Annotated in this window: 10 protein-coding genes; 5 read left to right on the top strand and 5 right to left on the bottom strand. The window is 69.9% G+C overall.

Features of this window, described 5'->3' with window-relative positions; translation table 11 throughout:
• Positions 1 to 13: 13 nt before the first annotated feature.
• The 5 genes from AB0H62_RS48060 to AB0H62_RS48040 form a co-directional block, all read right to left on the bottom strand.
• The gene (locus AB0H62_RS48060) at positions 14 to 799 is read right to left on the bottom strand and encodes an FkbM family methyltransferase (protein ID WP_220238841.1); all 786 of its coding nucleotides are present in this window, start codon (positions 797 to 799) and stop codon (positions 14 to 16) included.
• A 43-nt stretch (positions 800 to 842) separates the two neighbouring features.
• A complete protein-coding gene (locus AB0H62_RS48055) occupies positions 843 to 2,195 on the bottom strand; it encodes an NDP-hexose 2,3-dehydratase family protein (protein ID WP_220238842.1) in 1,353 nt (450 codons plus the stop codon).
• 178 nt (positions 2,196 to 2,373) lie between these two features.
• A complete protein-coding gene (locus AB0H62_RS48050; protein WP_220238843.1) occupies positions 2,374 to 3,654 on the bottom strand; it encodes a glycosyltransferase in 1,281 nt (426 codons plus the stop codon).
• A 64-nt stretch (positions 3,655 to 3,718) separates the two neighbouring features.
• Positions 3,719 to 4,711 (bottom strand): Gfo/Idh/MocA family oxidoreductase, encoded by a 993-nt coding sequence (locus tag AB0H62_RS48045; RefSeq protein ID WP_220238844.1) that lies wholly within the window; start codon positions 4,709 to 4,711, stop codon positions 3,719 to 3,721.
• Between the two features lie 145 nt (positions 4,712 to 4,856).
• A complete protein-coding gene (locus AB0H62_RS48040) occupies positions 4,857 to 6,065 on the bottom strand; it encodes a cytochrome P450 (RefSeq protein ID WP_220238845.1) in 1,209 nt (402 codons plus the stop codon).
• Positions 6,066 to 6,270: 205 nt separating this feature from the next.
• On the opposite strand from AB0H62_RS48040, the gene AB0H62_RS48035 reads away from it, so the two are divergent.
• From AB0H62_RS48035 to AB0H62_RS48015, 5 genes are all read left to right on the top strand, one after another.
• Entirely contained in the window at positions 6,271 to 7,533 is a 1,263-nt protein-coding gene (locus tag AB0H62_RS48035) for an activator-dependent family glycosyltransferase (protein ID WP_220238846.1), read from the top strand.
• Between the two features lie 147 nt (positions 7,534 to 7,680).
• Positions 7,681 to 8,643: an aldo/keto reductase gene (locus AB0H62_RS48030; RefSeq protein WP_220238847.1), complete on the top strand. Its 963-nt coding sequence runs from the start codon at positions 7,681 to 7,683 to the stop codon at positions 8,641 to 8,643.
• An 11-nt stretch (positions 8,644 to 8,654) separates the two neighbouring features.
• The gene (locus AB0H62_RS48025) at positions 8,655 to 9,395 is read left to right on the top strand and encodes an NAD-dependent epimerase/dehydratase family protein (RefSeq protein WP_220238848.1); all 741 of its coding nucleotides are present in this window, start codon (positions 8,655 to 8,657) and stop codon (positions 9,393 to 9,395) included.
• Positions 9,396 to 9,609: 214 nt separating this feature from the next.
• Positions 9,610 to 10,401 (top strand): LuxR C-terminal-related transcriptional regulator, encoded by a 792-nt coding sequence (locus AB0H62_RS48020; protein ID WP_220238849.1) that lies wholly within the window; start codon positions 9,610 to 9,612, stop codon positions 10,399 to 10,401.
• Positions 10,402 to 10,406: 5 nt separating this feature from the next.
• Complete coding sequence (locus AB0H62_RS48015; RefSeq protein ID WP_220238850.1) at positions 10,407 to 11,045, top strand: TetR/AcrR family transcriptional regulator; 639 nt, start codon at positions 10,407 to 10,409, stop codon at positions 11,043 to 11,045.
• Positions 11,046 to 11,069: the final 24 nt, after the last annotated feature.

The raw sequence follows: 11,069 nt of genomic DNA, 5'->3' as shown, positions 1-11,069 counted from the left end.
CGTCGCTGTCGGGTCAGCGACCGGCGAACAGCAGGTACACGCTGGCGCCGCGGAACGCGGGTGCCTGGGACACGCGAACCTCGTAGCCCAGTGTTGCCAACCGGGCCACCACGACGCCGAGGCGCCCGTCGAGGTCGTGCACCTCGACGACGACCTGGCGCACGCGCGGCCACAGGTCCGCTCGCATGCCGTCCAGCACCGTGAGTTCGGCCCGTTCGACGTCGATCTTGAGCAGGCCGATGTCGGTGACACCCTGCTCCTCGATGACCGTCGTCAGCGTGCTTGTGCCGACGGTGTCGGACAGGGCGGCGCGCTTCTCGGTGACTGCCCGCACTTCCGCCGGCTTGATCTCGGGCACTCCCAGGTTCGTCAGGTAGGTGCCGAGGTTGTGCGCGTCGTCGTCGTGGTCTACGTACAACGTGGACATCGACGGGTTGTCCGGGTAATAGTGGAACTCCTGGTTGCCCGTGCGGTCGCTCAGCGCGGTGGCCGAGGCGATCCCGTTGGGCACGTGCGCGGCGAAGTTGCGCAGCAGGCAGGCGTGCGTCCGTGACGCGGGCTCGAAGGCCAGGATGCGGGTGTCGGGAAGCCGGTCGGCCAGGAACATCGACACCAGACCGATGTGCGCCCCGACGTCGATGATCGTGTCGCCGGGCCGGATGGCGTCGAGCGCGGCCGGGAACGGCGAGTTGCGGACGATCTCGTCCCACAGCGCCGGCACCTCTTCGGCGTGGTCGCAGGCCACCTCGCGGCCGTCGGGCAGGCGTACCTGCGTGGTGTGCTGCTGGTCCGTGGTCAAGGTGATCTCCTGGGCGCAATCGGGGACGAGTGGTTCGGTCGGTTCAGAGGACGGGATCGGCGACCACGTCGCGCGACTGGAACGCGCCCCGTTCCCCGACCATGCAGCTCAGCAGGCAGCGCGCGGCGACGTTGACGTGGTTGCCGTACCGGACGAATCCCGTGAGCTGCTCGGGGGTCGTCCAGCAGTAGTCGGGCGGCGCGTCGAGGTCGAACTCCTCGCCGACGTCGATGACCAGGTAGCGGTTCTCCGCGTGGTAGAACCGGCCACCCTCCTCGGAGTGCACCGCGTCGACCAGGATCCGATCGGGCGCCGCGCTCTGCACCAGGTCCAGGTAACGCGGACGGCGTTCGGGCGGCTCGTCGTGGAAGCTGTCCGGGATGCAGGAGACGGTCGGGGCCATCTCGACCAGGTCACTGGTTCCCGCCTCCGTCCGCGCGCACACGAGGACGTGGAAGACGCCGTCGATGAACCGGCCGAGGAAGGCGATGATGCCGCGGTTGACCGGTTTGATCATGGGCTGGGACCATTCCGCGACCTCGCGGCTGCTGGCCCTGACGTGCACCCCGAGCACGGTGAAGTGCTTGCCGTCCGGGCGGTTGATGATGCCGTCGCGCAGCTGCCAGCCGGGGATCTGCGCGAGGGGCAGCAACCGGCGGTCCAGGTGCGCGTTGGTCTTCACCTCGGTGAACCAGCTCAGCACTTCCTCGTCGGAGTACCGGCTGCCGCGCGCGCCGTCGCGACCGTTGCGGGTGGCGACGCCGATGAACGGCATGCCGGAAAGCACCGTCCGCGCGTCCATGTTCACCAGGTTCGGCTCGGCCAGGAGGTCCGCGATCTGGGGCAGGCTCAACCAGCAGAATTCCTCGCCGGGCGTGATGGGGCTTTCGATCTGCACGATCACGTTGCGATTGCGCTTGGCCAGGAACCAGGACCCCTGTTCCGACTGGAGCGCGTCGAACACCGTCCGGTCGGCGCGGGGGCGCATGAAGTAGTCGAGGTAAGGCACCCGGCTGCCACCGTGCACCTGCGTGTAGTTGCTGCGGGTCGCCTGGACGGTGGGGGAGAGCTGGAGCAGGTTGATGTTCCCCGGCTCCATCTTGGCCTGCATGAGGCAATGCACCTCACCGTCCACAACGGTCACCATGATCCCGAGCAGGCCGATTTCCGGCTGCAGGATGATCGGTTGCGACCAGCTGCCGATCGCTCGCCGGTTGGTTTCGACGTGGATACCGCGAACGGCGAAGAACTTCCCGGAACGGTGGGTGATGTCGCCGGTTTCGCCGTCGGCCGACCACCCGTCGAGCTGGTCGAGTGGCCGCGGTGTCACCTGGTACTCGTGTGCTCGCCTGCGTTCGAGAAACCAGTCGTGGAATTCCGTCAGATCCGCGAACATGCTCAGACCGCCTCGGGTTTGTCGCGCGGTGGCTGGACGCTCAGATGATCGCGCCAGCGACTGTCAATTCAGGATTCCCGGCGCCGGTGGGGCCCTCTACCCCTAATGGACCCTGCACCGACGGCGCCGAGGAGCTGCTGAGCGGGGTGCGGGCGCGCGCCCGTCCCGCCAGGGGTTGTCAAGACATCTGCGGCGTCGAAACCCCCGCGGCCCAGTCCTCGACGACCTGCGCGGCCAGCTCCACACCCGGATCCTGACCGGCAGCCTTTGCGAGTCGCTGCGCCCGCGCGGTGATCGACGGATCGGTCACCGCGGTTCGCACGGCCGCGGTGAGGAGGTCTCCGGTCAGCTTCGCGAACGGGACCGGACGCGGGGCGACGCCGAGAGCAGCCAGCTGCCGGGCCCACATCGGCTGGTCGGCGTAGCAGGGCACGACGACCTGTGGTCGTCCTGCCTTGGCCACTTCGGCCGTGGTGCCCTGGCCGCCGTGGTGCATCACGGCGGCCGCGGCCGGCAGCAGCCAGCCGTACTCGGCGGTCTCGACCCGGATCGCGTCGAGATCGCCGGGGAGTTCGCGGTCGGGTCCGCCGACGAACACCAGCCGCTTGCCCAGCCGGCGGCCCATGTCCACCGACGCTTCCCATAGTTCGTCTTTCCCGACCGACCAGGCGCTGCCGAACGCGGCGACCACCGGGCTGTCTCCGTCGGCGAGGAACCGGGCCAGGGCCGGTGGCCGGTTGCCGGCATCGTTGGTTCCCCAGTTGCCGGTGACGTAGCAGCGCTGCGGCCAGTCCGGAGGAGGCGGGAAGAGGCTCGGGCTGAACTGGTAGAGCAGCGGGCGCAGCACCCCGGATTCGCGCAGCCGCGACCGGAGACCGAGCCGCGTGAGGCCTCCGGCCCGGCGCCGGTTGTTGATGCTGACGCGGTAGATCAGCCATTCGAGGTAGTCGCGGTTGGCGTGCGTGACCCGGTTGTAGCGGCCGGCCAGCCGCCCGGGCCAGGGGAATTCGGGCGCGCCGAGCGCGGGCCACGCGGCAGTCGGTGTCGTGGGCCAGCCGTCCACCGAACACCAGGGCGTGTCTTCACGCACCAGCGCGCCGATGCGGGTCAACGTCGTGTTCACGATCACGTCCGCGCCGTCGGCGGCGGCGACCATCTCCTCGACGAACGCGTCCATGTCCGCGGCGCTGCGCCGGGGCGCGGCGAGGGACATCCGGAAGAGCGACGGTCCTTTGCGCAGCGCGGCCCTGACCTTCGGGCTGGCCAGCATGTCGGCGGTGGTGTCGGTGCCGAGGCTGGTGAACGGGACGAAGCCCAGCCCGGCCCCGATGACCATGGGCTCGAACTCGGCGCCGGTCGCCACCACGACGTCGTGGCCCCTGGCCAGCAGCGCCTTGCCGAGCACGACGAAGGGCTGGACGTCACCGCGGGTACCGATGCTCAGCAGTGCCACGCGCATCGGGGTCGCCTTCCTCTTCCTGGGGTGTGGTCGGCAACCCGGCCCGCACTCGCGTGCCTCGCGTTCATCCGGGCACCTCGGTCGCGACGGCACGCACCCGGTCGACGAGTGCCGCCTGCCTCAGTAGGTCCTCTGGGCCGAAGGGCGGGGCGACCCCGTCCAGGACGACCGCGGCGAACGCGCGCAGCGCGGCGGCGAAGTGGTCCTCGGCGGGACGGGTCAGCTCACGGACCTCGTCCTGCCGTTCGATGCGGTGCACCGGCTGCCAGGTGGCCGGCGGGGTGTAGGCGCGGTCGACGACGATGCGGCCCGCACTGCCCCACAGCGAGTACGTGCACCGGTAGGACAGCCCGAACCCGAAGGTCAGCTCGGCGCTGCGGCCCGAGGGTGAGCGCAGCAGCACGTGGCCTCGCACGTCGATCTCCCGGACCGGGTCGACGTGCAGGATCGAGGCGACGGGGACCAGTTCGGGCCCCAGGAACAGCTGGGCGGCCCGGAGCGGGTAGACGCCGACGTCGAGCAGCGCGCCTCCGCCGAGGTCCTTGCGGTAGCGCACGTCGGAATCGGGCAGCGAGGGGATGCCGAACGCGCTGGAGAACGTGTGCAGCTCGCCGATTTCGCCGTCGGCCACCAGCCTGCGCACGGATTCGTGCTGGCCGTGGTAGAGGAACATGAAGTTCTCCATGACCCGCAAGCCCCGTGCGCTCGCCAGGTCGAGGATGGCCGCGACCTCGGCTCGGCTGGTCGCGAACGGCTTTTCCACCAGCACGTGCTTGCCGGCGTCAAGGGCGCGCAGCACCCAGTGCGCGTGCAGCGCGGCCGGCAGCGGCACGTACACGGCGTCCACGTCGGAGCGGTCGAGCAGCCGCTGGTAGCCCTGCACCGGTTCACCGCCGAACCGCGCGGCGAACTCCGCGGCCCGCGCCGCGTCACGGCTTGCCACGGCGACGAGTGCCAGCCTCGGCTCCTCCGCCACCGCGGGCAAGGTGCGGCGCCAGGCGATACCGGAACAGCCGAGAACACCGAGCCGCAGGCGCCCTCCGCCGGGGTTCGCCATCACCGCGGCGGGCACACGCGGCCGGCGAACCGGTCAGGCTGCGTGGCGAGGTGACTGTCCGGCAACGTGGTGACCGAGTCGACGCCCATTCATTACCTCACGCTCATCTCGCGTCCTGTGTTCCCGGCGACGAACGGCCGGCGGTTCACCGCGCGGCTTCGACCGCCAGCGGCAGCCGCTTGACCGAGACCAGGCTCTTGGGGTTGTAGAACTCGATCCGGTCGGCCGGGTCGACGCGGATGGTGCTGTAGCGGTCCATCAGGGTGTTCAGCGCGACCTTGGCCTCGAGGCGGCTCAGTGGTGCGCCGAGGCAGAAGTGGATGCCGTAGCCGAACCCGAGGTGGCGGTTGGGTGTGCGGCCCAGCACGAACTCCGACGGGTCGGCGAACTCGCCGGGATCACGGTTGGCCGCCAGCACCCAGGCCGCGACGATACTGCCGGCGGGCACGACGACCCCGCCCAGTTCGACTTCGCGCTTGGCGATCCGCGGCAGCCGGACCACCGGAGGCCGCATCCGCATGGTCTCCTCGATGAACGACGGAACCAGTGCGCGGTCGGCCCTGATCGCGTCGGCCGCGGCGGGGTTCTCCTGCATGGCCAGCACGGCGTTGCCCAGCAGCGCGGTGGTGGTGATGTGCCCGGCGATGAGCAGCAGCGCGGCGAACCCGACGATCTCCTCGTCGGCCAGCCGGTCGCCTTCCTCCTCGACCAGGACCAGCTGGCTGATGAGGTCTTCGCGGGACTTCGCCCGGCGTTCGGCGATGTGGTCCAGCATGAACTGGTTCATCTGCTTGGCCATCGGCTTGAAGTCTTCGAGCTGTTCCTCGGTCGGCAGCGCGCCGTCCTGACCACCGGTCTGGATCAGCTTGTCCGCCCAGTCGCGGAACATGCCGCGCTTCTCCGGCGGGATGCCCAGCAGTTCGGCGATCACGGTGACGGGCAACGGATAGCTGAGGTTCCCGACCAGTTCGATGGTGTCGTGGTCGCGCACGGAATCCATCAGCTCCGCCGTCATCTCCTCGATCCGGGGCAGCAGCGAATGGGCCAGGCGCGGGGAGAACGCCTTGCCCGCCAACGTGCGCAGCCGCTTGTGCTCGGGGGGATCGACGCCGACGAAGTTGCCTTTGGTGAACAGCATCAGCTCGGGGTCCGACGACAGCAGCCCGGTGAAGTCGCTGGAGAACGTGGCCGGGTCCGACAGCACCCGCGTGGCTTCCGCGAACCCGAAGACGTTCCACTGGCCCGGCACGAGATCGGGGTTGACCGTGCCCGATGCCCGCTGCTGCGTGCACCAGTCCAACAGTTCGGCGAACTCCGGCGAATACGTGCTCGACGTGGGCGACTCGGTATTCATACGGGCCAGTGAAAATCACCGTCGCGGGGCCGGAGAACCCCTAACCGTGGCGCCCTCGGCACGCCGCCGGCGGCCTGCCCGCGTGCGCCGGACGCAGGGGTGCACCAGGGGTACGCGCCGGCCCGGCGCGGGAGCACGCTGACGGTTCGACGACCACGTGTTGATCAGCCTTGTCCTCCAGTGCAACCGCGATCCAGGAGAGTCGATGCGCGTCCTATTCGCAACCCACGCCGAGAGATCGCACTTCTACAGCATGGTTCCGCTGGCCTGGGCGCTGCGCGCGGCCGGACACGAGGTGCGTGTCGTGTCGCAGCCGGCGTTGTCCGGCGACATCACCGCGGCGGGCCTGACCGCCGTGCCGGTCGGGACCGACCACCGGATGGCGGAGATCCTCAAGGAGCTCAACACGGCCGACTGGTCCTCCGGGCTCACCGACAGCTCGTCGGCCCTCACCCACGACGGCCGGATCGAACCGGACGCGACCTGGGCGGGCCAGGGCGTGTTGTACCGGGCGTTCGTCGAGTACTACATGAGGGGCGTCAACAACGACTCCTACGTCGACGGGTTGGTCGACTTCGCCCGGTACTACCGGCCGGACCTGGTGATCTGGGAACCGTTCACCTTCGCCGGGCCGGTCGCGGCCAAGGCGGTCGGCGCCGCGCACGCGCGCCTGGTCTGGGGCCCCGATCTCCTGCTCCAGATGCGGCAGGTGTTCCTGCGCACCCGCGCGGACCAGCCGAGCGAGCTGGCCGCCGATCCGCTCGAGACCTGGCTGAAGCCGTTCCTCGAGCGCAGCGGCGCCGAGTTCGGCCCGGACGTGGCGACCGGCCAGTGGACGATCGACCCGTGCCCGGCCGGTGTGCGCGTCCCGCTCGGGCTCGACCTCCTGCCCATGCGCTACGTGCCCTACAACGGGCCCGCGGTCGTGCCGTCGTGGCTCAACGCCGACCCGGTCAAGCCGAGGGTCTGCCTGACGAGCGGGATGTCCTTGCGCGAGCAGACCGGCCGGGACGCGCTGGGGATCGCCGACCTGGCCGCGTTCGCCGAACTGGACATCGAACTCGTCGCGACGATCAAGCTCGGTGCCGACGTCGACCGGGCGTCCATTCCGGACAACGTCCGGGTCGTCGACTTCGTCCCCATGCACGCGCTTCTGCCCAGTTGCTCGGCCATCGTGCACTTCGGCAACGGCGGGACGTGGAGCACGGCGCTGCAAGCCGGCGTGCCCCAGCTCGTGATCGCGAGCAACTGGGAGGTGCTGCACAAGGCGAAGCACCTGGCCGCGACGGGCGCCGGCGCCTGTGTCTCCGACCTGTCAGAACTGCCTGCGGCCCTCGCCGGGATGCTCGCCGACCCGTCGGTCGCCGCGGCGGCGGCGCGCCTGCGCGACGAAGAGGTGTTGTCCCAGCCGAGCCCGGGTGAGGTCGTCGCGGAACTGGAGAAGCGCTGCGCGGCCCAGGCCGCCTAGCGCCGGTACCCGGCCGGCGCCGCCGAGCAACCCGGCACCGCCTCGGCGATGCCGGGGTCGGAGGCTGGTCTGAGGGGTGCGCTAGGGGTAGGTGCCGCCAGTGCGGTCGACCAACCTGAGCGTAGGAGTGGAAAGGACGTAACGCTCATGCAGTACGCCTACCTCGGGCGAAGTGGGCAGAAGGTCAGCAGGCTCAACCTCGGCACGCTCAACTTCGGCCACCGGACTCCGCAAGACGAGAGTTTCGCGATCATGGACGCCGCCCTGGAGCGCGGGATCAACTTCTTCGACACCGCGAACGATTACGGCTGGCAGGTTCACCGCGGGTTCACCGAGGAGCTGCTCGGCGAGTGGTTTTCACTGGGGAGCGGGCGTCGCGACAAGGTTGTGCTGGGCACGAAGGTGTTCAACCCGATGACGGACTGGCCCAATGACCAGGGACTGTCCGCTCGCAACATCATCGCCTCCTGCGAGCAGTCCCTGCGGCGCATGCGCACTGATTGGATCGACCTGTACCAGATGCACCACGTCGACGAGCACGCCACGTGGGACGAGATCTGGCAGGCGATGGAAACGTTGACCACGCAAGGAAAGATCCGCTACGCCGGCTCGTCCAACTTCGCCGGGTGGAACATCGCGGCGGCCCAGGAACGGGCCGATCGCCGGGGTTACTTCGGCCTGATCTCCGAGCAGTGCGTGTACAACCTCGTCTCGCGCGAGGCCGAGGCCGAGGTGCTGCCCGCCGCCAACGCCTACGGGGTTGCGGTACTCGCGTGGTCGCCACTGCACGGCGGGTTGCTCGGTGGCGCGCTGCGCAAGCTGGCCGAGGGCACCGCGGTCAAATCGGCACAGGGCCGGGCACAGGTCGCGCTGCCCCGGTTGCGCGCGCGGCTCACCGAATTCGAGTCCTACTGCGACGAGCTCGACGTCCCGCCCGCCGGGGTCGCGCTCGCCTGGGTGCTGTCCCGAGGCGTCACCGCGGCGGTGATCGGACCGCGCACCATGGCGCATCTGGATGACGCGGTGCGGGCCCTGGATCTCCACGTGTCCGACGAACTGTCGCAACGACTGGACAAGATCTTCGACGCCTCCGTCCGGGTCGCGGGCTGACGGGGCCGGCGATGGAGATCATCGGACGAGGATTCCTGGCCCAGAGCCACCTTCCGCTCGCGGCGAAGCACCCGGACGTGATCCTGGTCGCGGCCGGCCCCTCGAGTACGCAGAGTTGCGAACCCGCGGAGTTCGAGCGCGAGTTCGAGCTGATGGACGGAGTGCTGGCCCGGGCCAAACGTGATGACCGGCAGGTCGTCTTCTTCTCCACGGCCTCGCACGCGATGTACGGACACACCGACGCGCCCGCGACCGAGTCCGGCCCCTCGACACCGGCGAGCGTGTTCGGTGTGCACAAGAAGAAGCTGGAAGACACCGTCGCTGCCAGCGGGGTTCGTTGGCTGGGCATCCGGCTCAGCCACGCGGTCGGCGGCAACCAGCGTGCGCACCAGCTGTTCCCGTACCTGGTGCGGGCGGTGCGCTCAGGCAGCGTCCGCGTGTTCCGCGACAGCCACCGCGACCTGCTCGACATCGACGACGTGGTCGCGGCGGTGGACGCGCTGCTGGCCGCGCACTGCACCGACGAGGTGGTCAACGTGGCGTCCGGCTCCCCTTACCCGGTCGAGCGGCTCGCGGCGGCGATCGAGGCGGAGCTCGGCGTGCGCGCGCACCGCGAAACGGTCGACACGAAACCGATGAAAACGCTGGTGTCGAACGAAAAGCTCCGACGCCTCGCACCGGACTTGTCCTGGGTACGGGCCGACGAGGACTATCTGCGCCGGCTGGTCGCCAAGTACGTCAGCCACTACTGACCGGCCCTCAACCGCGTGGCCTCAGGGCTGGTCGGCGGGCGCTGAGCGCTCTCGGCAGCCCACTGTGACCGACATCACCTTCGCCTCGACCCGCGCCGGTCAGGGCGGGATTCCTGGCTCTCGGATTTCTAGGCTCGACTAGAAATTCCAGGATCCCCTGCGTAAAGTGACCTGCGTCTCAGCTGCTGTCCGTTCGCGGTGGAAGGAGGCGCGGATGTCGACGGTGACGCCGCGCGAAGAGCGCGCACGCGTCGGCAGGGTGCTGCGCGCCGTGCGGGCGCTCGGTCCCGTCGACATCGCGTTCGCGGCTTCCGTAGACCGCGCCACGGGCACGTTCGTGCTCGACCGGTTCGACGGCGCGCGCACCGACCTGCTGCGGGACCTGGTCATCCCCATGGGCGAGGGGGTCGGCGGCCGCTGCATCGCGCTGGAACGGCCGGTGTTCGTCCGCGACTACGTGGCGGCCAAGGGCATCACGCACCGCTTCGACGGCGCCGTGGCGGGCGAAGGCCTGAGCGCGATGTTCGCCGTGCCGGTGAAGACCGACGGCGTGGTGCGCGACGTCGTCTACGGCGCGGCGCGCACGTCGGTGGAGTTCGGTGAGGGCCTGATCGACCAGGCCGTGGACCTCGTGAACCGCCCGCCCGTGCCGGAGCCGCCGAGCCCGCCGCCGCGCTCGGCCGGCGACATCGCCGCGGAGCTGGCCGAGATCGCGGCCGCGGTGCCCGATCCCGCGGTGCGCCACCGGCTCACCGAACTGAGCGCGAGCCTGTCGAGCCTGACCGGGAAACCGGCGGAAGACGACCTGCCGATCCGGCTCTCGCCGCGTGAGCTGGACGTTCTCACGGCCGTCGCGATGGGCCACTCGAACGTGGACGTCGCCCGGCGGCTCGGCCTCACCGTGCAGACCGTGAAGTCGTACCTGAAGAGCGCGATGGCCAAATTGGACAGTCACACCCGCGGCGAAGCCGTGTACCGCGCCCGGAGGGCCGGCTTGCTACCGTGACCGCGGTGGGGAGCCTGACGGCCGGCGGGTCCGACGAGGCACCGGTGACTGCCGCACCGGTGACCCGGGCCCAGCGCAAGCGGGCCGAGCGGGTGGCGCGCATCGAACGCGCCGCGGCGCGCGTGTTCGCCGACCACGGCTACGAGGGCGCGAACTTCGACCTCATCGCGGCCGAGCTCGACCTGCGCGGCGCCAGCCTCTACTACTACGTCTCCTCGAAGGAAGAGCTGTTCCTGCGCTGCCTGCGCCAGTCGGCGGCCGACGTGTCCGCCCGGCTGCGGGCGATCGCCGAGGCCGAACCCGAGCCACGCGAACGGCTACGGCGACTCTTCCGCGAACAGGTGCTGATCGAGGTCCGCGACTACCCCGAGTACGTGCCGCTGTTCTTCAAGGCCCGGGTGAGCGTGCCCGCGCTGCAGGAAGCCGTGCTGGGGCTGCGACGCGAGCACGCGACCGTGTTCGAGGAGACTGCGCGCGAGCTCGGCACGGACCCACGCAAAGCCCGGCTGTGCCTGGAGATCGCCTACGGCACCCTGGCCTACCTGCCCGACTGGTACGACCCGGCCGGTGACGTGAGCCCTGACGAGCTGGCCGACGAGCTCGCCGAACTGCTCGTCGCGCCGTTCCTTCGCCAGGACGACTGACCACCCCCACTCGTGGGTATCTGC

It is taken from the genome of Amycolatopsis sp. NPDC050768 (assembly GCF_040654155.1).
In the GTDB taxonomy this organism is placed as follows: Bacteria; Actinomycetota; Actinomycetes; order Mycobacteriales; family Pseudonocardiaceae; genus Amycolatopsis.
The sequence above is the reverse complement of the archived record's forward strand: the minus strand, read 5'-3'. Positions and strand labels throughout refer to the sequence as shown.